The following is a 24341-nucleotide window of genomic DNA, read 5'->3' as shown; positions in this document are numbered from 1 at the left end:
CTTTTGAAAAAGAATTGGAAAAAGGATGTGGAAACGGTGAGGTTGGATAAACTGTTGGCCAATATGGGATATGGGACACGCAAAGAAGTTAAAAAGCTATGCAAAAGCGGCGCAGTTAAAGTGGACGGTGAGCCGGTAAAAGATAGCAGCATACACGTGAACCCCGATACGCAGGAAGTAGAGATTTACGGAGAAATTATACAGTACCGCGAGTTTGTTTATTTAATGATGAATAAGCCGCAGGGCGTGATTTCGGCCACGGAAGATCTTGTAGAAGAGACGGTGGTAGATTTGCTGGACCCGGAATTTTACACATTTGACGTTTTTCCGGTCGGGCGGCTTGATAAAGATACGGAAGGGTTATTGTTGCTTACAAACGACGGAAAACTGGCTCATGAGCTACTTTCGCCGAAAAAGCACGTACCTAAGCGGTATTTCGCCCGAATAGAAGGACGGGTAACAGAAGCGGATGGCGCGGCGTTCCGCGCGGGTGTGACGCTTGATGATGGATATAAGACGCTACCAGCCGAACTTACGATTCTGTCACAAGGAAGCGTTTCCGAAATAGAGCTAGTTATCTATGAAGGCAAGTATCATCAGGTTAAGCGTATGTTTGAAGCAGTAGGAAAGAAAGTGGTGTATTTGAAGCGAATTGCGATGGGTGCGCTTCAGCTGGACGAAGCGCTTGAGCCTGGTGAGTATCGTGAGCTAACAGAAGCAGAGGTGGAGCTTTTGCGGGAAAAAGTTTAACAGTATCAAGGATCAAAGAGCGCTCGAGAGGCTTAGCAGCCGTCCGGGCGCTTATTTGTATAAATAGAAATGTCAGGAATTGAACATAATGAAAACGAGGCGGTGAACGTATATGAGCAAAAAAATAATTCTACTTCTCATTGACTCGTTTATGCCCCATGTTCTGCAGGAAGCACGGGAAAAGGGGCTTGTTCCGGCTCTTTCTTTTTTGATGGAAAAAGGGGCTTACTGGGATAATTGTGTGACGGTATTTCCTACAATGTCTGCTACAGTGGATGCATCACTCGTCACCGGTGAATACCCGGAAAAACACGGTGTGCAGGGATTAATCTGGTACCACCGACCGGAAGAAAGAGTCGTTAATTATATTAATGGCAGTAAGTCAGTCTGGCGCATCGGGGTAAGCAAATGTACGAAAGATGCACTGATTGAGGTAAATGAAACACACCTTAGCCAGGATGTGACTACAGTATTCGAGGAATTGACAAGGCGGGGAAAAACGAGTGCTTCGTTCAATTTTTCCGTGCATCGCGGTCCTTGTCGTTACCGACTTCGCAAGCCTGGAATTCTTAAACTAATACTAGCCGGCTTATCTTTTGAGCGCATGGTAAGCGGTCCGGAAATATGTACAATCGGCCGGTTTATTGATTCGGAATTTTTGCGCTCGTTTCCATGGAAATGGAGCCATAGTATATTTCAGAAATATGGCTTAAATGATTGGTTTGCCATTGATGCTACCTGTCGTCTCGTAAAAGAAAATAAACTGCCAGATCTAACGGTTGTGTATTTGCCAAACATGGATTATGCCTATCATCGTAAGCCGGATCAAGGGCCGCAAATTTTGGCGAAAGTGGACAGGGGAATTCAACGGTTGCTTGATAGTTTTGGCGGCGGAGAAGAAGCAATTCGGCAATGCAGGTTTATTGTCGTGGGCGATCATGGCCAGACGAAAATCGGAGCTGAGGTGGAAGCAAACATCGACATACCGCAGCATTTTGTCGGCATGAAAATGGCCGAGATGAAGGAAATTAAGCCGGATAGCGACGATGTCGTTATTTGCAATAATGAAAGAATGTGTTACTTTTATCCGCTGAAAGAAGGTGTGCAGGAGGAAACGATAAAACGTCTTTTGCGAGATTCCCGTATTGATGTGCTTGCGTGGAAAGAAAGAGGAGGCGTGCGTGTCCGGCGGGGGGAACAGGAGCTGTTTTTTGCTCCGGGAAATAAGATCGCCGATGAATACGGACGGATGTGGAATACGGAAGGCGATCTTTCCCTTATTGATGCGCGGCAAAAGGAAGAGGGCGGCTCCGTTTTTATTGCGTTCGGAGATTATCCCGATCTTTTTTCACGGTTGTACGGTGCATTGTATGCCCGGGAAGGCGATGTAATTGTAGCCACAGCGGCTCACGGATGCGAATTTTTTACCCCCGATGATCCTGTACATCGCGGCGGCGCAAGCCACGGTTCACTGCATGCGCTCGATTCCTTCGTTGGGCTTATTATTACCGGGGAAACCAAGGAGCGGTTTGCTCGTCCGCGCATTGTAGACTTGAAGTCGTATATTTTACAGCAATTAACATAAGTTTCAGCACAAGCGGTCTGGTTCGCTCGAATGAGGGGATAACATCAGACCGTTTTTTCATCGTTATCCCGTATATTCTTCGTTTGCGTTATAATTAAGAAAAGCCATAGCAAAAACGCATGAGGGACAGGAATCACACTGATTGACATACCGCTCTTCGGCTCCGTCCTGAGACGGAGAAAAAACCAATCCGCAGTCAGTTTTACGTACGGGGTGCAGCCGGCTAAGATAATATAAAGGGATAAAATACTTACGCTTTCTATCCTGAGTGCGTACGGGAGAAGCTCCCGGGATGTATACCCGCCTTTGCTTTTTCATGATCGTATAAGGGTGCTCTGGAAAAAGCGCAGCAGGCATAAGCATGTGAGTTTGTTGCAACATGGGAGGTGGAGAAGTGACGAGAGAATCGCTTTTGTTTTCATATTTGCTGGGAGCTGCTATTATTTTTACCGGGCTGGGTATTTTGTTTGATATGTTAGGCCTGAAAGATTTTAACTTGGTAGGCCTCTTTCCGTTTCTTTTTTTATATTTTGGTTTGAAGTGGTGGAGCCGCGGGAAGAAAATCCGCGGCAGCGTACTTTTGTTTATCGGAATTACGAGTTTTTTTGCTTATTGGTTAAATATTGATCCGGGCCGGATTATGGGACTTATGCTATCCATTTTGTTTATTTATTTTGGCTATCGCATGATTCGCGGGAAAAGCAAGAAAATCGAGATTCCACAATCCTCCAGGCCGGGGGACGGATTGGCTCGTCCGATTTCGCATGAGCCCCTGGAACAAGCGACGGTGTGTGGAGATGAGTTCGGATTTACTTATTCGTTTCATTCTCCGGAGCATAAACATTCGCTTATCGGCAATCTATTTCTTACAGGAAGTCGTTGGCAATTACAGGATATGAATATCTGGCACGGAATTGGAGACGTAAAAATTGATCTATCCCGTGCTTACATTCCGGACGGTGAAACCGTCATTATTATAAATGGGTGGATTGGAGATATTGACATTTATGTACCTTACGACCTTGCAGTATCTTTGACGGCGAGCGTGAATTTCGGCGATATTGATGTGTTCGGGAACAAGCAGGGAGGCATTAACCGCAGCATGACACTTTCAACTTCCGGTTACCTGAACTCGGATAAGCGCGTACGCCTTGTTGTGAGTTTATTAATCGGCGACATTGACGTTATTCAGCTATAGGGGAGGAGTATGGTGTCAGAGCGTAGGCTTGCCAACATTCAGTGGCAATTAATGAGGCGGTTCCTCTGGGGAAGCGTCGGCGCGGCTTCGGTGGGAAGTGTCGTGTTTTTCTTTATCTGGCATGGGGTGGCCAGTGTGCCGATACTGAGGAATTGGTTGTTTGACAAGCTGGGATTTCGGCTTCCGGTTTTTCCCGATCTTTCGTTCGTGCTTGTGCTGCTGCTTTTTCTTTGCATGATCGCTGCGCTTGTTGGTGCGAGTATCGGATATATATATGGAAATTTAATGAAAAAGCGGATTGAAATTTTGCTGCAATCGGCGATGATGATTGAACGTGGACATTTGTCAACAAGGGTGCCTTATCTAGGGGACGATGAAATTGGAAGGCTGGGAGAACGGCTCAATGAGATGACGATCCGCTTTCAGCAGCAAGTGATTTCGTTGCAGCGCTTGTCTGCCCATAATGCGGAGTTGACGGAGCAGGTGAAGCAGGCGGCGGTGACGGAAGAAAGGCAGCGGCTGGCCCGCGAATTGCATGATGCGGTGAGTCAGCAACTGTTTGCCATTTCCATGACGATGGCAGCGGTGAAGCGTACACTGGCTCAAAACCCGAAAAGAGCTGTCCAGCAGGTAGAATTAGTGGAGGAAATGGCGGCAGCTGCCCAAGCCGAGATGCGCGCATTGCTTTTACATTTGCGTCCCACCCAATTGGAAGGCAAATCACTTAAAGAAGGAATTGAGGGATTGCTTATCGAATTGCAGGCAAAGCACGCCCTTTCCTTTTCTTGGCAGATTGAAGATCTTCCATCACTTCCCAAGGGGATGGAAGATCATCTGTTTCGCATTTTGCAAGAAGCATTGTCGAACACGTTGCGCCATGCCAAGGCTAAAAAGGTTGAAGTGAAGCTAACGAGGATACAGAATCGTTTAAGATTGAGAGTAACGGATGATGGAATTGGATTTTCTCAAGGGGAAGAGAAGAAATCATCTTCGTATGGAATGAAGTTAATGGAGGAGCGGGTCGCCGAAATCGGCGGCGTACTGGTCATTTCATCGGCGCCAGGCCATGGAACGATGATTGAAGTAACCATTCCATTTGTCGGATAGAGAAGAAGCGGAGGAGACAATATGAGTGAGTCGATAAAAGTACTGTTGATAGACGACCATGAGATGGTACGGATGGGCTTGGTTGCTTTTCTGTCAACAGAAGAAGGAATTGAAATTGTTGGAGAAGCTAGTAGCGGGGCGGAAGGGCTTAGAATTGCCGAGCAAACAAAGCCGGACGTTATTCTGATGGATTTGGTGATGGAAGGAATGGACGGCATTGAAACAACGCGGCGGATGAGATGTGTCCATCCGGAAGGCAAAGTTATAGTTCTGACGAGCTTTATCGATGACGAGAAAGTATATCCGGTAATCGAAGCCGGGGCTTTCAGTTACTTGCTAAAGACGGCGCGTGCTTCGGAGATTGCCGAGGCGATTCGTCAGGCTTACCGCGGGCAGCCAGTTTTGGAAGCACAGGTGGCGGGAAAGATTATGTCGCGCTTTCGCCAGCGGACAGTGGAGAAAGCGCTGCCGCATGAGCAGTGTACGAATAGGGAACTGGAAGTACTTCGCCTGATCGGGGAAGGCAAATCCAATCAGGAGATTGCGGAAGAATTATATATAGGCATTAAGACGGTAAAAACACACGTTAGCAATATTTTAAGCAAGTTGGGGGTAGAAGACCGGACACAGGCTGCCATTTACGCTCATCGCCATAGAATTTGTAAATAATAGCGATAATAAGAGAAGTACGCACTCCTATTTTGCGCTTGGGTTGGTTTTTTGCTTATAAAATTAATGTTTCCAGTGGTAGACGTTGCCCGGATTTTCTTCATCTTTGCGCGCTTTTAGATAGAAGCCCGGGGCGTTGGGCTGGTGAAAACCGGGCGCAGCTTTTTCAGTGATGGTGACTTTTGTGCCGATAGAAATCATGCTGAATATCTCTTCAACTTGAAAGTTATGCAGCCTGATGCATCCTTTTGAAACTGCTTTTCCGATTGATGCTGGATCGTTCGTTCCGTGTATGGCGTAGTCGGTGTCACTTAAGACAAGCCCGCGCGTGCCGTATACTTTGCTTTGTGAGAGTGGCTGGTTTACTTTTTTGGTAATAAAATAAACACCGGCAGGAGTACGATCTGCCGCTCCTAGGCCAATGTAGTAAGAACGCACTGTGTAGGGTCCTGCATATACGATCATGCGAAAAGATGGCTGATAGACAACGATCTCAAGCGGCTGAAGTTCAATGCTTGGCTCCGGCATTCCGCCGATGCGGAGCACTTCTGCAATCGTCTGCCACGCCTGCTGAGGATCGAACCGTTCCGGTTGATAGATAATACCTGTATTTTCGAGAGCTGGGGCGCGACCATCATGTATCGGCTGAACGAATGGAATTTGTGATAGATAGTTGTGTGGAAAAGGAGCAGTCAGCGCGTCCAGCTGTTTGGGTAATGTATCATGATACAAATAGTAGTTGTATAGTGCGCTGCGCATCACAAGAAGCTTTTCTAGACTGTTGCGCTGCAGAGCGATCGCTTTTTTAATTCGTTTAACTTCAGGTTGATCGTCGCAGGTACAGAACGGATTGAAAAATGTGATATCTTTTCCCTTGTTATAAGCGATATAAGAAAGCGTATTCGGTTGATAAAAGGGGAGCGGGGTATATACAGGAATAAACCGCACTTGCGGCACACCTACAATGACTGGTTCTTTACCTGGCGGATAATGGCGACGCTCGATATAGCGGTGCAGCTGCTGCTTTAACTGTTCTTGTGTCTGGCCTGTCGGAACACCGATAACTTCGTAGAACGGAGCCGCAGGACGTGCGGGCGCTTCTAGACGCGATTGAGGGAAGAATTGAAAGTAGAAAAATAGCAATACTACAAGAATGATTCGAATAAAATTTACCATCATGAATATCTCCTCGATTTCATCCCAAACTCTTGTGGCTTCGTTTCTTATCTCTATATCATCTATATATCTTCATAGAAAAAAAGATACATAGCATTGCTAGCTATGTATCTCAAGTATCGGCAAAAAATTAGACTTTCATAATACCGCCTGTGCTGGCTGATGTTACAAGTTTGGAATAACGGGCCAGATAACCAGTTTTTACTTTTGGTTCGAAACCTTTCCATTCCGCTTTGCGGCGTTCCCATTCTTCTTCGGGTACATGTACGTCCATACGGCGCGCTTCGATGTCGATGACGATATGGTCGCCATCTTGTACAAACGCGAGTGGTCCACCCTCAGCGGCTTCCGGGGAAGCATGTCCAATGGAAAGACCACGGGAAGCTCCAGAGAAGCGTCCGTCTGTTACGAGCGCTACTTTTGGCCCTAAGCCCATGCCAACGATTTGTGAAGTCGGCGCTAACATTTCCGGCATGCCTGGTCCACCTTTTGGCCCTTCGTAGCGAATGATCACGACATGACCTTCTTTTACTTTACCGCCAGCGATTCCTTCCAGTGCTTCATCCTGTGAATCGAAAACGATGGCAGGGCCTTCGTGGCGCGTGATGCCGCCTTGGATACCGCCCGTTTTGATGATCGCACCATCCGGAGCCAGATTGCCGAACAGAACGGCCAGACCGCCGGTTTCCGAATATGGTTTATCAATTGGATAAATAACGTTGTAGTCTTTAACATCATGGCCAGCGATGTTTTCACCAAGAGTTTTGCCAGTAACGGTCATTGTGTCCAGATGCAGCACTCCTTCTTTTTTAGACAGTTCGTTGAGTACTGCGGATACGCCGCCTGCCGCGTGCAAGTCTTCAATATGCCAGTCGGATGCTGGCGCCAATTTGGCGAGATGTGGTACGCGTGCCGCTACCTCGTTGATGCGTTCCAACGGATAGTTTACGCCTGCTTCGTTTGCTAGCGCGAGCGTATGCAGAACCGTGTTAGTTGAGCCGCCGAGCGCCATATCGAGTGCGAATGCGTTGTCGATCGCTTTTTCTGTTACGATATCACGTGGTTTCAAATCCATTTTGATAAGTTCCATTAATTGCTTTGCAGCACGTTTTACTAGCTCTTTTCGTTCCGGAGCGGTAGCGAGGATGGTGCCGTTGCCAGGAAGAGCAAGCCCCAGCGCTTCCGCCAGACAGTTCATGGAATTAGCGGTAAACATTCCAGAACAGGAGCCGCAAGTTGGACAGCCGTACTGCTCAAGCTCTTGCAGTTGTTTGTCGTCGATTTTTCCGGCTTGGTATGCGCCTACACCTTCAAATACAGAGGAGAGCGAAATTTTGCGTCCATCGCTTGTCTGTCCAGCTGCCATTGGTCCTCCGCTTACGAAGATCGTTGGGATGTTGAGGCGCATTGCTGCCATCATCATACCGGGCGTAATTTTGTCACAGTTTGGAATGCACACCATACCGTCGAACCAGTGCGCTGCCACAACCGTTTCCACGGAATCGGCGATGATTTCCCGGCTTGGCAGGGAGTAGCGCATGCCGATATGCCCCATAGCGATACCATCATCTACACCGATGGTATTGAACTCAAACGGTACGCCGCCCGCCTCGCGGATTGCTTCTTTTACAAGTTTTCCGAACTCTTGCAGATGGACGTGGCCCGGAATAATGTCGATGTAGGAGTTTACTACCGCGATAAAAGGTTTATCGAAGTCTTCGTCTTTGACGCCTGCGGCCCGAAGCAGACTTCGGTGCGGTGCGCGGTCAAACCCTTTCTTGATCATGTTGCTTCGTAACTCTGCCAAGATAAACCCCTCCACTTTTTCTTTTACCAAAATGTCAGAAAAACAAGACATGTAAAAACAGACGGTCTTTTGCCTTGCTTTTCTTAACTTAAAATTTTTATCATTGTACCACTATTTTATTAGATTGTATATTTAGTAAAATTTCTTCTTTTATAAAATTGTAATTTTTTTAATTTTATAAAATTAACATTTTTCGGAATATAAATTTACCTATAACATTTTTTTTAAAATTGGTTTAAAGTATTAGAGGGGTAAAACAAATTAGAGCAGAGCAGAGGTGAGCTAAAAGAATGAAAATTCATTATTTTCTAAAGGAAAGCAAAGTTAGGAGAAGGTGGTGATGTAAATGTCACAGAAATCTAATTCTGGGCAAGAACAAAATCCAGGCGGTTTTGTGCCGTACATTCCTCCGCATGAACATCGACCAGAAATGACGTGGACGGCGCTTATTCTTGGTGGTATTCTTGCTGTTTTGTTTGGTGCTGCTAATGCTTACCTGGGATTGATTGTTGGGATGACCGTGACCGCTTCGATTCCAGCAGCGGTTATTTCGATGGCGATTTTGCGAGGAATCTTGCGCCGCAATTCGATTCTGGAAAATAATACGGTGCAAACGATTACATCAGTCGGGGAATCACTTGCTGCAGGTGTGATTTTTACGATTCCGGCACTATTTATATGGAAGTTGCATCCAAGTCTGACGACGATTGCGATTATTGCGCTTGCGGGCGGAATTCTCGGCATTATTATGATGATCCCGCTGCGTAAAGCGTTAATCGTAAAAGAACATGGAGTGCTTCCGTATCCGGAAGGGACAGCTTGTGCTGAAGTGTTGATTGCCGGAGAAAAAGGCGGCGGGCTTGCCAAGCTTGTTTTCAGCGGGCTGGGAATTGGTGCGCTGTTTAAATTCATTGCTGATGGAATTAAAGCGTTTCCATCCGAGATCGAAACGGGAATCCGCGGTTTTAAAAACGCAGCGGTCGGAATGGATACGCTTCCAGCGCTTCTCGGTGTCGGATTTATTATCGGGCCGCGCATCGCGGGATATATGCTTGCGGGTGCTGTTCTTGGCTGGCTCGGTTTCATTCCGTTAATTAGTTATTTCGGCTCGTTTGCTGCAAATCCGATTTTTCCGGCGGAAGGGCCAATTAGCCAGCTTGGATTTTGGGATATTTGGAGCAACTATTTGCGTTATATCGGAGCCGGTGCTGTCGCGTTTGGTGGAATTGTGAGTCTGTTTAAAGCGATGCCAACCATCGCATCTTCATTCGCGATTGCGCTGCGGGGGTTTAGCAGTACGCGCGGTTCGAATGGAGGGGCAGTGCTTCGCACGGAACAAGATATGCCGATGCCCTATATTATTGTGCTTGTGCTTGTTCTCATTTCTGTCTTGGCTTTCTTCCCGAAGATTCATATTGGCATTCCGGGTGCTTTGCTCGTAATGTTATTTGGCTTTTTATTTGTTACTGTTTCATCTCGTATCGTCGGTATTGTCGGTAGTTCATCCAACCCGGTGTCCGGAATGACGATCGCAGCTCTAATTTTGATTACCCTGGTTTTGAAAATGATTGGCTTCGGCGGAGAAACCGGCATGATTGCCGCTATTACGATTGGGGCGGTTATCTGCATTGCTGCGGCTATGGCCGGAGATACGTCACAAGACTTGAAGACGGCGTTCCTTGTCGGCGCAACGCCTAAGTATCAGCAGTACGCATTAATGTATGGCGTATTTATTACGAGTCTGACCATTGGTTTTGTACTTATGTTGCTTGATCAGGCCTATGGATTCGGTTCGAAAAACTTACCGGCACCGCAGGCAACGTTGATGATGATGGTTGTTGAAGGGATTATGAGTGGCAATTTGCCGTGGACGCTTATCTTTATTGGTGCGGCTGCTGCAGCTATCGTTGAGCTTATGGGAATCGGATCGCTGCCGTTCGCGGTCGGTCTCTATTTGCCGATTCATCTGAGTATGCCGATTATGCTGGGTGGCATTATTCGGGTTTTGGTGGAACGACGCGAGAAAAATGAAGAGATGCGCAAGCAGAAGATTGAGCGGGGGATTTTACTGTCTTCCGGTTTTATTGCCGGGGAAGCGCTCATGGGCATTTTGATTGCCGTCGCAGTGTCCGCAGGTGTTGTCTTGCCGGAAAACCCATTCTTTGGGCCGCTTGTGTCGCTCATTGCGTTTTTGCTTGTTGCCATGATCTTATTTGCTGTGAGTTCAAAAGGCAAGCAAGTATCATAAGCTAAAAAAGTTCAAAACCTCCATATCCTCCTACCGAAGGATATGGAGGTTTTGTCATGCTTGTTGTCAAGCAATTGCCGCATATTTATTTTTTACGATGGTGGAAACGGGGAGTTTTTACGAAAAAATGCTTGCGGTGTTTATCTGAATATGATATTTTCTTGATAATGTTACTTCTAATAGCGTATATATGTGGAGAAGTACCCAAGAGGCTGTAAGGGGCTCCCCTGCTAAGGGAGTAGACGGGTCATGCCGTGCGCGGGTTCGAATCCCGCCTTCTCCGCCATTCCGGGTAAAAGTAAGACGCTGTCGCTTTATGTGACAGCGTCTTTTTTGTGCGATGTTTTGCCGATTCGCCTGCTGTGACGCAAAGCGGCCGTCCTCTCGCATTGGGTAAAAAGGACGGGATATAAGAACGCGGGCTTTTCTTATTTTTAATCGGTTTCCCATGTGATATGATGTTTTCCATTTTCGACATGTTCGAAGGCAAATCGTATTTCATACTCGCCTTCCTTTTCAAAATGAACGTTATAGCCGTCTTGGTATGTTCCGGGCTCGAAAGTTTTTTCAAATACTGTTTTGCCGCCCGGGTCGGTTACGGTAATAGTGACACGGCCTTTTTTGAATTGCAGTTCGTGCAGTTGGATGGCAAGAACGGTATCGGGGATAGACGGCACTTTCCTGGTAATGGTTTTGTTATAAGTTTCATATGTAGCTTTAATTTCTTTATCGGTAATAGATTCTACGGTTTTTGTCCCGTACTCTGTGCATCCTGCAAGCATGAAGCAACATAGCAAAAAAACGAGCAGATGAGTCAAACGTTTTGCCATGGCGCTTTTTCCCCTCCTTATTTTTTGGGTTAATATTTTTTAGCCGTCCTTCCCACCCTTTGTGCGCATTTCCAATATAATACCATTTCATTGCATCGGGCAAGGAATATTTATTTTCTTCTTCTTTCTCAAACCTAGCCAAAGCGAGAAATCATGCTACAATAATTGAGGATGGTGCCTCACTTTTTGGCAAAGGTGGTAAGCAAAGGTGCAGGCGTGCAAGTGATAGATACGGCACAACAGAAGAAGCGAAAGAAGCGGAGAAAGAAAGGAAGAGACGTTCCAATGAACTGGCTTGAACGATTAAAGAGATGGCTTCTGGCAGAGGAAGAATTCAAGAGCAGAGCCGTAAGGGAAGAATATGGGGAACAGGAGTATGATGTTCCCGCTGTTCCAATTGGAAATAGAAATTTAACCATCCGCACGGCCAATATTTATCCGAAGCGGACAATTAAGGGAAAGGAAATAGCTGAACGCATCGAACGACGCCGGGCCGTCCGGCGCGAGGCTTCTACTCCCGCGCCTCGTAGGCCACATAAGGATAACCGGGAAAATTTTAGATTTCCGCTCATTCCCGATGAACCGGAAGCTAAAGAAAAACGCTTTCATTATGAGGAGGAACAAAAGCTAGCTTTTAACGGCCAGTATAAACGAGATCCCTCAACCATTCACCAGGTAAGACGAGACTCTACAGATGGGGAACGCCAAGCCTCTTCTACACATCAAGCGCGGCCAAAAGGAAATGGTTCTTTCCGGCCAACGGAAGTCATATCGCCGATTTATGGTCGTCAGCGCCCGGAACAAAAAAAATGCAAAGAGATAGCGGAATCCCCTGTTCCTGCTTCTAATACTCTTATTCATCCGATGGTTTTAAAAAAATTGAAAATGCCGGACGCTGGAAAGAAAGAAATGGTTTTGGCATCGGTCGAAGAAGAACAGCGGCGACCGGAAGAAGAGGCACCGAAAGCGTATGCGGAGACACTGGAGCATGTGAAGACGTCGGCAGTAGAAGAGAAGAGCCGGATGCATACGCAGGCGAATGATGAAGAAATTGATGGAACGAAGCAGAATTTGCTGGAAGAGCAGCGGACAGAACCGGAGAAGCCGCGGGTACAAATCGGGCAACCGCCTGTTTTTGTGGATGTAAACCGACCAAAAGCTGACGAAGAACCGCGTTTTGTCGAGAGACAGGATGTAAGACTGGGATGTGCAGAATCCGGGGAGGGAATGCCCGCCACGGCTAAACCTCAAACAGGTAAGTACGAAAAGCCGCCTTTTTCCTTGCTGCTTCAACCGCCGCATGTGCAAGCGGAAGACGAGGAGTACATTAAGCGTCAGCGCGAGATACTGGCGACAACATTGCACAATTTTAACGTAAATGCTGAAGTTATTGGTGCCGTCCGCGGTCCAACGGTAACCCGATACGAAATTCAACCGGCTCCAGGCGTAAAGGTAAGTAAGATTACGAATTTGAGCGATGATATTAAGCTGAGTCTGGCCGCACGCGATATCAGGATTGAAGCCCCAATCCCGGGGCGTTCCGCTGTCGGAATCGAAGTGCCGAACGAGCAAAGCATGCCGGTGTATTTGCGTTCGGTGCTTGAGTCGGCCGCATTTTGTGAAGCTTCTTCGCCGCTTACGGTAGCGCTCGGCATGGATATCGGTGGCAAGGTGGTTGTGGCAGATTTGGCTAAAATGCCGCATGGTTTAATTGCTGGATCGACTGGTTCCGGAAAAAGCGTATGTATTAATTGTATCATTTTAAGTTTATTGTATAAGGCAACACCGGATGAAGTGCGCCTGCTTCTTATCGATCCGAAAATGGTGGAACTTGCTCCGTATAATCGCATTCCGCATCTTGTTGCTCCGGTCGTTACCGATCCAAAACAGGCAACCGCCGCGTTGAAGTGGGCCGTACAGGAGATGGATAGCCGTTACGAAAAATTTGCGGAAGCGGGCGCCCGCGATATTTCACGTTATAACGACCTGATGCGCCGCGCGTATCCGGGCGAGGCGGAACGCTTGATACCGAGCATTGTGATTGTGATTGATGAGCTCGCTGATTTGATGATGGTTGCGCCGCACGACGTAGAAGAGTCCATTTGCCGGATCGCGCAAAAAGCACGCGCCTGTGGCATTCACCTTCTTGTGGCGACGCAACGCCCTTCTGTCGACGTTATTACTGGTTTGATTAAAGCCAATATACCAACGCGGATCGCATTTTCCGTTTCGTCTCAAACGGATTCCCGAACCATTCTTGATATGAACGGGGCAGAGCGTTTGCTGGGGCGCGGCGATATGCTGTATTTGTCGAGCGGCAGCTCGAAACCGATACGCCTACAGGGTCCTTATGTATCTGACGAAGAAATTGAGGCTGTGACCGAATACGCAAAAAGCCAAGCTGCACCGAACTATCTATTTGAAAAAGAAGATTTAACTCAGGCGCTGAACAATGAAAGTACGGATGAATTGTTTGCTGAAGTGGTGAAATTTTGCGTCGAGAATGGACAGGCATCTGCTTCACTTCTGCAGCGCAATTTCCAAATTGGCTATAACCGTGCCGCCAGGTTAATTGATATGATGGAGGAAAGAGGCTTCATTTCCGGCTATACAGGCAGCAGCAAACCGCGTGATGTGTTTTTGACGCGTGCGGAATATGACAACATTTTTGCCGGGGAAGGAAGACGGGAGTAGAGCTGATGCCCGCTGTTTCATGATATAATAAAAGGAAACACTCGTAAGGTAAGGAGTTGAAATGTCTTGCCAAGTGAACGCGAATCGTCGGTTCTTGTCGATTTTTTCGCCGAGCGGAAGGCGAAACAGCGGGCGTTTAACGAGATGCATGAACGGCTGATGGAGAAGATGCATGAGTACGCGTGCCGGACGCTGAATTTACGTGAGAAAGTGCGGGCCAAGCATGTGTTTCGGAGCAAGCTTACCCTTCCTTCCGAGGCGTTGCTTATTCCGTTCTGGGAAGCGCAGTACGGTATATGGCTATTGCTTGAGTACCAGAATATTAAAGGCGAACGGATCATTGAGAAATATTTGATGGAAGAGAACGCGGATTTGTCTGAGCAGGAGCTTCATCTTGCAGCGCGCTGGATGGCCGCGTATCCTTCTATATATCGCGTGATAGAAGCGTGGGAGGAAGGGTATCGGGTCGACGATATATGGGCGGAAGAAACAATGGATGTGGCACTTGGTGAGAGGGAACAGGTACGTAGCGAATTTATGGTCGGGCAATACCTATTTGCCCGCTTGGCCAAGGTTGGATTTATTCACCGGTTTATTGGGCCGTATGCATTGATTCCCAAAGAACGGATTCCTCTCATTAAGCAGAGCTTGGAAGCTGATTTTGAACGAAGCAAAAAAGAAAACAACAGCCAATGGTCATGGCGTTTATTCATGCAGCAACATGGCATTAAAGCACTAAGAATATATCAGTAAAAAACGAGGCAGCGAAAACGTTCGGTTTACGTTTCGCTCCTCGTTTTTTAGCAGTGACATAAAGCGGCCGTCCCTTTTTATCCGCGAGTTCTTCTTATGCTCCTATATATTTGGCATAGAGAGAACGGGCAATTGTGATGTCATCGGTGCCTTGCACGACGACACGTCCGTTCGGGAATACAACGAGAATATAATGGTTATCGACATGAAAGCGAAGTAGAAACTTGTTCCGTTCGACTTTGCCGAGCGGAGTAAACCGCTCCATGAGCTCGTCCAAATTGACGTGTCGGTCACGCGTCGGGCTAATTTGGACGCTGTTGCGACCACACAGCGATGTAAATGTATCTTCTTTACCGGACAGATCAAGGAATTCAAACACACCTTTTCCACAAGCGGGACAGTCTGGATTTTTCTTATCCGTCAGGTTTATACGGGTATGGAAATTGCGCCAAATTTCCATATGCTCGAGGTGCGGGTTACGATGTTTTTGATCGCCTACGAGTATTTTTAGCCCTTCGACAGCTTGGTAGGAAGCGACAATATGAATAATCGGACCGATCACGCCCGCTGTATCACATGTTTCTCCGCCGCTTGGCGGCTCAGGAATCAAGCATCGCAGGCAGGGAGTCACGTGCGGGCGAATGGTTGCAAACATACCTTTCGCGCTTACCGCGCCGCCGTATACCCAAGGAATGTTGTGTTTGACGGCTACGTCATTGATCAGAAATCGAATGGCGAAATTGTCGGTACCGTCCAAAATCAAATCGCAGTCGGCCAGCAGTTCCTCAGCGTTCACAGCTGTTACGTCAGCAATAACCGGATCGATGATAACTTCGCTGTTTACTTTTTTTAATTTTTCCGCTGCCGCTGCGGCTTTCGGAAGGTGGTTTGCCGCGTCTTCTTCATCGTATAGCATCTGCCGCTGCAAATTACTCGGTTCGACGAAGTCGCGGTCAATAATGCGCACGAACCCGACGCCGGCCCGAACCATGTGGTTAGCAAGCACCGCGCCAAGCGCGCCCGCGCCAACGATGGCGACTCGGCTTGCGCCCAGTTTCTTTTGGCCTTCTTTTCCGATTGGGGCAAATAGCAATTGTCGTGAATAACGCGTATCCATACTCGGGCATGCTCCTATCAATGAATTACCCGCCACTTGTGCTTCGCTTAAAGGTGGGGGCAAGTGATTTGTATGTTTTAGCCGAACGATAAGCAACATACAGGAATCTCCTTACGATTACCCTCGCTTTGAAGTCGTTCGTTCTAGCATGATTATAGCATACGTTTTAGGCGACTCCTAATCGAAAATTACCCCTTATATATAAATTGCTTCATTGAAAAATTATAAAAAAAACTATCTTGAAAATATTTTTATAATTTGATAATATTGGTATTGCATTGGAAATCATTTGACAACTTAAGGAGAGAAGGCCAAGAATGCCATCTTACATCTTTGGTAAGATTGAGTTGGACGACACCCAGTTGCAGAAGGATTTAGAAATAGTTAAAGGATTTCCGAGAATTTCAGAGGAATACGATGAGTTTGGGACCGGAGTCTGGATTAACAACTCGTTGTGGAACGCAAGTCAAGATGCTACTGATACTATGTACCGCGATTTCGACTATCCAGCAAAACAAACTGAGTATGGTCGGCAACTTCCATACATTAGCAAACTCGTCACTGAAAACTTTAATTTAGAGTACCTGAAAATGGTTCGTACCAGGAACCTAATTGATGGAATGGTTATTCCTCACAAGGATTTTGTCGAGCTTAACAAACCGAAAAATCAATATTTTCGAGTGTTTGTTCCTCTCGAAGATAATCAGCACGCTTTCCATTCGGATGAGGATAATGTGTTTCAAATGAAAAAGGGAGAGATTTGGTTTTTAGATGCGGCTATCGATCATGCTGCCGTGAATTTCTCTACCGAAAGTCGGATTTTCCTCTGCCTTGATTTTGCATTTCCAGGTGATTTCCACCCGTCCGAGATTTTTACCAACAAAGCGCTTTACAACGAACAGATCAAGCCAACTATTGCGAAAAGGGAACAATTAAAGCCGGAGGCCGTTGAACACATGATCCAGTCCCTTTCGCAAATCATTGATAAATACAATTTCAAAGATGTTTTATTTATGTTGTCTAAGATTCACTTCTATAAGGATGTTCCAGTATCCGCTGCTTACGACTGGCTAGAGGAGATTACCCGTCGTTCCGGAAAGGAAGAGCTTTTGGACAAGACTCAAAAGTTACGTAAGTACATGATTGAAAAAAGGGATTTGGGCGAGCGATTTTCCATTAACGACTGGAAAGAACTAACTGCATAAATTAAAATGGGCTTTGTCTTAGACAGAGCCCATTTTTAATGAGGTGAATGAAAGTGAAAAAGAATATTCAATTGCAACCTAGACCCTCACAAGAGTTAAGCAATTGGAAATGGATAGTTCCCGTAAGTTTTATCTTAACATGGAGCAGTGGAGCGATCTTTGTCAAACTGGGTTTAGAGTATGCCAATGCTTTTACGTTCGTATTTCTTCGTTTTCTATTGTCAACGGCATTACTCTGGGGGATTTGTCTGATGCTCCGATCCACTTACCCGAAAACAGTGAAAGAGTGGGGGTACATTGTACTTACGGGTCTTTTATTGCAAGCCGGATACCAAATTTTTTATTTCTTCGCACTAGATCAACACATGTCGCCTGGAATCTTAGCCATCATCTTAGGGGCACAACCGATTATCACGGCTTTTTTTGGGGAAACCAAAACTAGATACTATCAGTGGTTGGGGCTTTTCTTAGGGTTAAGTGGACTAATCCTAGTCGTTGCCGATAATATCTCAAAACCAAACTTCACACTATACAGCTTAATAAGTGCAATATTATGTTTGGTCTGTATAACGATCGGTACGTTTATGCAAAAGCAAATTCAGATCAGTCAACCAATCAACATGGCCATTCAATATTCTGGGGGCCTCTTGATGATCCTAATGCTTCTTCCGTTTTTTGGAGGATGGCACGTTCAATGGAATTTCACTTTTCTCTTTAGTTTGTTTTGGATGGCTTTTGTTATTTCGGTTGGAGCTTCAATGATATTGTACTTTATGATCCGAAAAGGAAATCTAACAAACGTCACGAGTTTGTTGTATGGTGTCCCACCTGTCACTGCACTACTGGATTACATAATCTTTAAAAATCAACTGTCGTTAGTGGCTTGTTTAGGAATGGTGTTTATTATTGTCGGTCTATTCCTAATCAATCGGCAAGGAAAGGTCGTATAATTTGTTTGCGAATTTATGGTTTTTAAACAAGCGACTACGAAGGTGTTTTTTAGTCCAAGTTCATTCATAAAAGAGATTGCAGTTATATCCTTATTTTTCCACCTAAGGTACAATTTATAAAACCCTTGATATCTTTATTTAAATCCAAAACCAATCTTTTATTAATCTTTTTATTATCCTGTTAATATCCCAAATACGATTCTGTTAATATAAACGAACTATCCGGAAATCCCTTGAGATCATTAGGTTTGTCAGTTGTCTTTAATGGATTGATGGCACCGAATTTGACGGATGCTCCTTCTACCACTATGAGTATGTTTAAAACCGGACACATTGCAATTTCACCACGATACGAATAGGAGAATAATCAAGAAAATGTGTATAATATATACATTCAACCTTTTTCGATTGTTAATTTGCGTAGTTTGCTAAAATTCGAAGTGCTTTTATATATAAGACTTCAAAATTTAGGTGCAAGGAGATGCGAGCTTCATGAAAGTTTTAGTTGATAGATTTGGCCGCGTCCACGATTATTTGCGAATTTCTGTTACTGATCGCTGTAATTTGCGCTGCGTGTATTGTATGCCGGAGGAAGGAATGGAGTTTGAACCGGCGGATCGGATTCTAAGCTACGAAGAAATTACCGAGGTGGTGGCGGCCGTAGCCAAGCTTGGCGTGCGTAAATTGCGCATTACTGGTGGTGAGCCGCTTGTACGCAAAGAGATCGAAAAGTTGCTCGCCATGCTTTCCGCCATCCCAGGCATTGAAGATATCGCCTTGACAACCAATGCGATTTTTCTTGCGCAAAAAGCGGAAGCGCTGCGGCAAGCAGGCGTTACCCGCGTGAATATTAGCCTTGATTCTTTGAGACCGGAACGGTTTGCGCTGATTACGCGCGGCGGAAGCTTGAAACGGGTGCTTGACGGTTTGGAAGCCGCGCTGCGTGTAGGATTTCATCCGGTGAAGTTGAATGTCGTGCTCATGCAGGGACAAAATGATGACGAAATCGAAGACTTCATTCGTCTGACGCTGGATAAATCGCTACAAGTTCGTTTTATCGAATATATGCCAATTGGACACGCTGATGATGGTTGGCGCGCGAAGTACCTTTCGCTTGAAACGGTATTCGAAAGGGTAAAGCAGATGGGATTGACGTATGAACCGGCGGAGGATATTTACGGCAATGGCCCGGCGGAAAATTACCGGGTGCCTGGAGCGGTGGGGACATTCGGCTTGATTCATCCGGTTAGCGATCATTTTTGCGGCAATTGCAATCGGCTTCGTTTGACAGCTGATGGAAATATTAAGCCTTGTCTTTATTGGGATGACGAATGGAATGTGCGTCCGCTCATCGGAAATGAGGCCGCAATTCAGGATTTGTTTTTGCGGGCAATTGACGCGAAGCCTGAAAATCATGAGATGGCGCAGGTGCTGATGAAGCAGGAACAGTCCCACAAGCCGACCGTGCGCCGCATGTCGCAAATAGGAGGTTGAGGTAGATGAACGAATCGCTGACACACTTTAATGATCAGCAGCGGGCTCGCATGGTAGATATTACGGGAAAACAAGTGACAGAGAGAACGGCGGTTGTTCGCAGTCAGGTGACAATGAAGCCGGAGACGCTGTCCCGTGTCAAGGAAGGCCGTATTGGCAAGGGGGACGTACTGGCAGTGGCACAGGTCGCCGGAATTATGGCGGCTAAGAAAACGTCAGATGTGATTCCAATGTGCCATCCGCTCGCGCTAACGGGTGTGGATATCCGTTTTTCTGATAATGGGAAAGATACGCTTTACATTGAGGTAACGGTTAAGACGACAGGTAAGACCGGCGTGGAAATGGAGGCGCTGACCGCCGCTTCAGTGGCCGGTTTGACCATCTATGATATGTGTAAGGCGATGGATAAAGAAATGATTCTTGGCCCGACATACCTAGTCTCAAAAACAGGCGGCAAGAGCGGCGATTTCTTGAGCAACGTCAGAGTCGCTCTCGCGTTTGAATAGAAGGTACCAGGGGGATCAAATCATATGAATGGAGCCAAAGGCAAGACCTATAAACAGGATGGTGTATAGCATCCCGTGCGTCTTTTCCAGTTAAGGAAAGGCGCTTTTTTTGTCTTGAGATACCATCCGAAAATCATATATGATTTTTTTAGAAAATATATTGAAATCATATATGATTTTGTATATGATAAAAACATGAAGAAAAACATAATGAGCAAAACGCACTATGCTTACAACTTCATGCGTACCGGTATTCTTAACGGCACGTTCGGGCCGGGCCAACGAATTGTCATTGATCAAATTGCGAAGGAGCTGGGGTTAAGCATCATTCCGGTAAGGGAGGCGATTCGACAGTTAGAGTCTGAAGGGCTTATTCAATATAAACCTTACAGTGGTGCCATCGTTAGCACGATCAATGAAACCGAATACGTGGATACACTTTCCGTATTGGCTATTCTGGAAGGATACGCAACCGCGCTGAGCGCAGCGCACATTACACCTGATGAAATCAGCGAGCTTGAGCGGCTGAATGAACAGATGAAAGAGGCGTTGCTTGCGTTCGAGTTTGAAGCATTCGGTGAGCTAAACCGTGAATTCCATTGCGTCATTTACAGGAAATGCGACAACCAGTACCTAAAAGAGGAAATAAAGAAGGTAATGGGCAAAATGGATACGCTCCGCCGTTCTGCTTTTACGTTCGTGCCACAACGCGCGCACAATTCGGTAGAAGAACACGCGCGCATCATTCAGATGCTGAAAGAGGGTGCCCTGTTCGAAGATATCGAAAAAATGGCAAGGCAGCATAAGTTGAACACTGCCAGCGCCTTAAGAAATCGGAAAGCTTCACTGTTTGCCACCAAAAAGAATCCATTTTGATTCATTTTTAAGGCAAGTAATTTTTTTTATGATAAATTTTCGCAAAACATATTATTTTCAAATAATATATTATTTCTTAAGGAGGCTATGGAAAAGATGTATCAAGAGGCAAAACGACGTCTGCGTGGCTCTATCGCACCGATTGTCACTCCTTTTGATGAACAAATGAATGTGGATGTTCAGGCGCTAAAAGGTTTGATTGAATGGCATATCGCAAGCGGCACACATGGTATCTCCGTAACGGGCACTACCGGTGAGCCAAGCTCGTTGACGATTGAGGAGCGGGAACTGGTGATGGAAACTGCCATCAAAACGGCAGCTGGTCGCGTTCCGGTCGTGCCTGGCACAGGTTCCACCAACCATGCGGAAGCACTGCATCTTACAAAGCGTGCGCAGGAAATGGGGGCCGATGCGGCGATGGTAATTGTTCCATACTATAATCGGCCGAACCAACAGGCGCTGTACAACCATTTTAAGACGATCGCCGATTCGGTAGACATCCCGATTATCATTTACAACATTCCGGGACGTACGGCGGTCAATCTTGAAGTAAAAACGTTGGCGCGTCTTGCTGAAGATTGCCGAAATATCATTGGTGTAAAAGAATCAAACAAAGATTTTGAGCATGTGAACAGGGTATTGTTGAATTGTGGCCGCGATTTCCTGTTGTATTCCGGAATTGAGCTGCTTTGCTATCCGATGCTTGCCATTGGCGGAGCTGGACACGTGAGCGCTACCGCCAACGTGATGCCGAAAGAGGTAGCCGATCTTTACAACCTATGGATGGCCGGTGAAGTGGAAGCGGCTATCGACCTTCATTATAAAATGATGCCGCTTAATGATGTACTGTTCAAAGATACGAACCCAGGCCCCTTGAAAACCGCGCTCGGCATGATGGGCAAAATGAATCCGGCGCTCCGCCTGCCCATGGGACCGCCTTCTGTAGAATTGCAGCAAGAAATCAGGCAGACGCTTATTAGTTACGGACTCTTGGATGAGAAAGTAGGAATGAAAGAATGAAACATGCACGATTTTTCCATGAAGGTCGCATTGTGAGAGGGATTGTGGATGGAGAGGTGATTATTGATCAAGCAGGAAAAGAATATTCGATGGAAAGTGTTCAATTCTGGTTGCCGCCGCTTACCCCCAACCATATGATTGGTCTCGCGCTTAACTATGCGGATCATGCCGAAGAACTTGGCTTGGAGAAGCCAGCGGAGCCGGTGTTGTTTATCAAACCGAACAGTTCCCTGGTTGGTCACAAGGCTCCGGTATACTATCCGAACGGAGCTACATATATGCATTATGAGAATGAACTGGCCGTTGTTATCGGCAGAGGTGGAAGAAATATCAAGCATGCCTATGCGTATGATCATGTAAGCGGTTATACAATTATTAACGATGTGACCGTTCGGGATTTTGTCAACAATTTCTACCGTCCACCGGTTCGGGCGAAAGGGCACGATACGTTTGGGCCGATGGGACCGTATTTCGTGGAGAAGGAAAATGTGCCGGATGTGGAAAACTTGGAACTTCGCACGTATGTGAACGGCGAGCTCCGCCAACGCGGTAATACAAAAGATTTAATGTACTCGATTCCAGATATTATTGAGTTCGTCAGTTCTTTTATGACGTTGGAGCCGGGTGATGTACTGCTGACAGGAACTCCGAAAGGCATCTCCCATGTGAGTCCGGGAGATACGATGCGCCTCGAAATTGACGGGTTGGGTTCGCTGGAAAATCCTGTGTTGGACGGGAGGACGAAGGTTTCGACCGGGGGTGAGACTTGTGAGCAAGTACAACGTTGAACGGGTACCGCACTATATTGGCGGAAAATTCGTTGAGGGAACGTCCGGCAAATTGTTTCAAAACATGAATCCAGCTACAAATGAAACGCTAAATGAAGTAGCCGAAGGGGAAGCGGAAGACATTCATCTCGCGGTGCAGGCGGCACGCCAGGCATTCGACGAAGGGCCATGGCGCACAATGGGTGTAGCGAAGCGGTTGGAATATATTGTACGTATTGCAGATTTGATTGAAGCAAACGCGGAAGAATTGTCCTATCTTGAATCGCTCGATACGGGGCTTCCCATTAGCCAGACGAAGAAGCAGGCGGCGCGTGCCGCGGAAAATTTTCGCTTCTATGCCGAGATGGTGAAAAGCCGCATGGTAGGCGAAGCGTATCAAGTCGACAGTTCGTTTATCAACTATACGATTCATAAGCCGGTGGGTGTAGCCGGACTGATTACGCCGTGGAATGCGCCGTTCATGCTGGCGACATGGAAAGTGGCTCCGGCACTTGCTACAGGCAATACTTGCGTGCTTAAGCCAGCCGAGTGGTCACCACTGACGGCGAATAAGCTTGCTCAGATCGTCCACGAAGCGGGCCTACCGCCGGGTGTATTTAATGTTGTGCATGGGTTCGGGGAAACCGCGGGCGCCGCGCTCGTTGCGCATCCTGATGTTCAGCTTATTTCTTTTACCGGCGAGACGAAAACCGGATCTGAAATTATTAAAAATGGCGCGGATACGCTCAAACGTTGCTCGATGGAGTTAGGCGGAAAATCGCCTGCGATCGTGTTTGCAGATGCGGATTTGGAGCGAGCGTTAGATGCGGTTGTTTGGGGAATCTATTCCTTTAACGGTGAGCGTTGTACCGCAAATTCCCGCTTGTTTGTGCAGGAGAAAATTTATGACCAATTCGTCGATGCGCTAAAGGAAAGGGTGGCCAACATTATAGTGGGTGATCCGATGGATCCGGCAACTGAGGTTGGGCCGCTCATTCATCGCAAACACTGGGAACATGTAACTAGCTACATTGCCCTTGCCCAGGCGGAAGGCGCTGAGGTTATAAGTGGTATCGTTCCAGCTGAATGTTCGACAGGAAACTATATAGCGCCCACGTTGCTTCTTAATTGTACGAATCGTATGCGCGTCGTCCAAGAGGAGATTTTTGGGCCGGTTTTGGCAGTGATTCCGTTTAAAGAAGAAACGGAAGTACTACAGATGGCGAACGATGTAAAATATGGTCTTGCCGCGTATGTTTGGACGAACGACATGAAACGAGGGCATCGCCTGGCTCAGGGAATAGAGAGTGGCATGGTATGGATAAATTCGCAGAATGTGAGAGATTTGCGGATTCCGTTCGGTGGCGCCAAGGCGAGCGGTATTGGCCGGGAAGGTGGTCATTATAGCTTTGAATTTTACACGGAGACCCAGGTGATTCATGTAGCAATAGGTGAGCATCCGATTCCACAGTTCGGTAAAAAGAAGGAAGAACGGACGGGAATAGTCGCTAAGTGATAAACGGAAGGATAGGGGATAGAGATGGTGCGGAGCTATATGCCTTAGACTTGATAGATAAGCATCTTATCCC

20 protein-coding genes and 1 tRNA gene are annotated in these 24341 nt (G+C 46.6%); 17 read left to right on the top strand and 4 right to left on the bottom strand.

Features of this window, described 5'->3' with window-relative positions; translation table 11 throughout:
- The first annotated feature begins 36 nt into the window (after positions 1–36).
- The 5 genes from ACH33_RS14190 to ACH33_RS14170 all read left to right on the top strand — a co-directional run bounded on the left by ACH33_RS14190 (position 37) and on the right by ACH33_RS14170 (position 5309).
- A complete protein-coding gene (locus tag ACH33_RS14190; RefSeq protein WP_057900400.1) occupies positions 37–750 on the top strand; it encodes a pseudouridine synthase in 714 nt (237 codons plus the stop codon).
- A 112-nt stretch (positions 751–862) separates the two neighbouring features.
- A complete protein-coding gene (locus ACH33_RS14185) occupies positions 863–2335 on the top strand; it encodes an alkaline phosphatase family protein (RefSeq protein ID WP_057899605.1) in 1473 nt (490 codons plus the stop codon).
- A gap of 394 nt (positions 2336–2729) precedes the next feature.
- Positions 2730–3533, top strand: a complete 804-nt coding sequence (gene liaF, locus ACH33_RS14180; protein ID WP_057899604.1) for a cell wall-active antibiotics response protein LiaF — start codon at positions 2730–2732, stop codon at positions 3531–3533.
- A gap of 12 nt (positions 3534–3545) precedes the next feature.
- The gene (locus ACH33_RS14175; protein ID WP_408863338.1) at positions 3546–4640 is read left to right on the top strand and encodes a sensor histidine kinase; all 1095 of its coding nucleotides are present in this window, start codon (positions 3546–3548) and stop codon (positions 4638–4640) included.
- A 21-nt stretch (positions 4641–4661) separates the two neighbouring features.
- On the top strand, positions 4662–5309 hold the full coding sequence (locus ACH33_RS14170; protein WP_057899602.1) for a response regulator: 648 nt from the start codon (positions 4662–4664) through the stop codon (positions 5307–5309).
- Between the two features lie 63 nt (positions 5310–5372).
- On the opposite strand, the gene ACH33_RS14165 is transcribed toward ACH33_RS14170, so the two are convergent.
- Positions 5373–6488 carry a L,D-transpeptidase gene (locus tag ACH33_RS14165; protein ID WP_082706076.1) on the bottom strand — a complete coding sequence of 372 codons (1116 nt, stop codon included), beginning with the start codon at positions 6486–6488 and terminating at the stop codon, positions 5373–5375.
- A 127-nt stretch (positions 6489–6615) separates the two neighbouring features.
- Positions 6616–8292, bottom strand: a complete 1677-nt coding sequence (ilvD, locus tag ACH33_RS14160; RefSeq protein ID WP_057899600.1) for a dihydroxy-acid dehydratase — start codon at positions 8290–8292, stop codon at positions 6616–6618.
- Positions 8293–8638: 346 nt separating this feature from the next.
- On the opposite strand from ilvD, the gene ACH33_RS14155 reads away from it, so the two are divergent.
- Together ACH33_RS14155 and ACH33_RS14150 are read left to right on the top strand one after the other, a co-directional pair.
- Positions 8639–10540 (top strand): OPT family oligopeptide transporter, encoded by a 1902-nt coding sequence (locus ACH33_RS14155; protein ID WP_057899599.1) that lies wholly within the window; start codon positions 8639–8641, stop codon positions 10538–10540.
- Positions 10541–10734: 194 nt separating this feature from the next.
- Positions 10735–10826: transfer RNA gene (locus ACH33_RS14150), tRNA-Ser, on the top strand.
- A 148-nt stretch (positions 10827–10974) separates the two neighbouring features.
- Here ACH33_RS14150 and ACH33_RS14145 read toward each other — a convergent pair.
- Positions 10975–11370: a hypothetical protein gene (locus ACH33_RS14145; protein WP_057899598.1), complete on the bottom strand. Its 396-nt coding sequence runs from the start codon at positions 11368–11370 to the stop codon at positions 10975–10977.
- 195 nt (positions 11371–11565) lie between these two features.
- On the opposite strand from ACH33_RS14145, the gene ACH33_RS20465 reads away from it, so the two are divergent.
- Together ACH33_RS20465 and ACH33_RS14135 are read left to right on the top strand one after the other, a co-directional pair.
- Positions 11566–14064, top strand: coding sequence for a DNA translocase FtsK (locus ACH33_RS20465; protein ID WP_269465347.1), 2499 nt, complete (start codon positions 11566–11568; stop codon positions 14062–14064).
- 66 nt (positions 14065–14130) lie between these two features.
- The gene (locus ACH33_RS14135; RefSeq protein ID WP_057899597.1) at positions 14131–14817 is read left to right on the top strand and encodes a hypothetical protein; all 687 of its coding nucleotides are present in this window, start codon (positions 14131–14133) and stop codon (positions 14815–14817) included.
- 94 nt (positions 14818–14911) lie between these two features.
- Here ACH33_RS14135 and ACH33_RS14130 read toward each other — a convergent pair whose 3' ends face one another.
- Positions 14912–15934, bottom strand: coding sequence for a ThiF family adenylyltransferase (locus ACH33_RS14130; protein WP_057900398.1), 1023 nt, complete (start codon positions 15932–15934; stop codon positions 14912–14914).
- A 317-nt stretch (positions 15935–16251) separates the two neighbouring features.
- On the opposite strand from ACH33_RS14130, the gene ACH33_RS14125 reads away from it, so the two are divergent.
- The 8 genes from ACH33_RS14125 (at position 16252) to hpaE (ending at position 24268) form a co-directional block, all read left to right on the top strand.
- Positions 16252–17139: an aspartyl/asparaginyl beta-hydroxylase domain-containing protein gene (locus ACH33_RS14125; protein WP_057899596.1), complete on the top strand. Its 888-nt coding sequence runs from the start codon at positions 16252–16254 to the stop codon at positions 17137–17139.
- Between the two features lie 53 nt (positions 17140–17192).
- Complete coding sequence (locus tag ACH33_RS14120) at positions 17193–18089, top strand: DMT family transporter (protein ID WP_057899595.1); 897 nt, start codon at positions 17193–17195, stop codon at positions 18087–18089.
- A gap of 492 nt (positions 18090–18581) precedes the next feature.
- Positions 18582–19583, top strand: coding sequence for a GTP 3',8-cyclase MoaA (gene moaA / locus ACH33_RS14115; RefSeq protein WP_057899594.1), 1002 nt, complete (start codon positions 18582–18584; stop codon positions 19581–19583).
- 5 nt (positions 19584–19588) lie between these two features.
- Entirely contained in the window at positions 19589–20089 is a 501-nt protein-coding gene (gene moaC / locus ACH33_RS14110) for a cyclic pyranopterin monophosphate synthase MoaC (RefSeq protein WP_057899593.1), read from the top strand.
- 195 nt (positions 20090–20284) lie between these two features.
- The gene (locus ACH33_RS14105; RefSeq protein ID WP_057900397.1) at positions 20285–20965 is read left to right on the top strand and encodes a GntR family transcriptional regulator; all 681 of its coding nucleotides are present in this window, start codon (positions 20285–20287) and stop codon (positions 20963–20965) included.
- A gap of 96 nt (positions 20966–21061) precedes the next feature.
- On the top strand, positions 21062–21985 hold the full coding sequence (gene hpaI, locus ACH33_RS14100) for a 2,4-dihydroxyhept-2-ene-1,7-dioic acid aldolase (protein WP_057899592.1): 924 nt from the start codon (positions 21062–21064) through the stop codon (positions 21983–21985).
- Positions 21982–22773 (top strand): fumarylacetoacetate hydrolase family protein, encoded by a 792-nt coding sequence (locus ACH33_RS14095; protein ID WP_057899591.1) that lies wholly within the window; start codon positions 21982–21984, stop codon positions 22771–22773. The genes hpaI and ACH33_RS14095 overlap by 4 nt, the downstream gene beginning before the upstream one ends.
- Entirely contained in the window at positions 22754–24268 is a 1515-nt protein-coding gene (gene hpaE, locus ACH33_RS14090) for a 5-carboxymethyl-2-hydroxymuconate semialdehyde dehydrogenase (protein WP_057899590.1), read from the top strand. Before ACH33_RS14095 ends, hpaE begins: the two co-directional genes overlap by 20 nt.
- The last annotated feature ends 73 nt before the right edge of the window (positions 24269–24341 follow it).

It is taken from the genome of Aneurinibacillus sp. XH2 (assembly GCF_001439585.2).
Classification (GTDB): domain Bacteria; phylum Bacillota; class Bacilli; order Aneurinibacillales; family Aneurinibacillaceae; genus Aneurinibacillus; species Aneurinibacillus thermoaerophilus.
The sequence above is the reverse complement of the archived record's forward strand: the minus strand, read 5'-3'. Positions and strand labels throughout refer to the sequence as shown.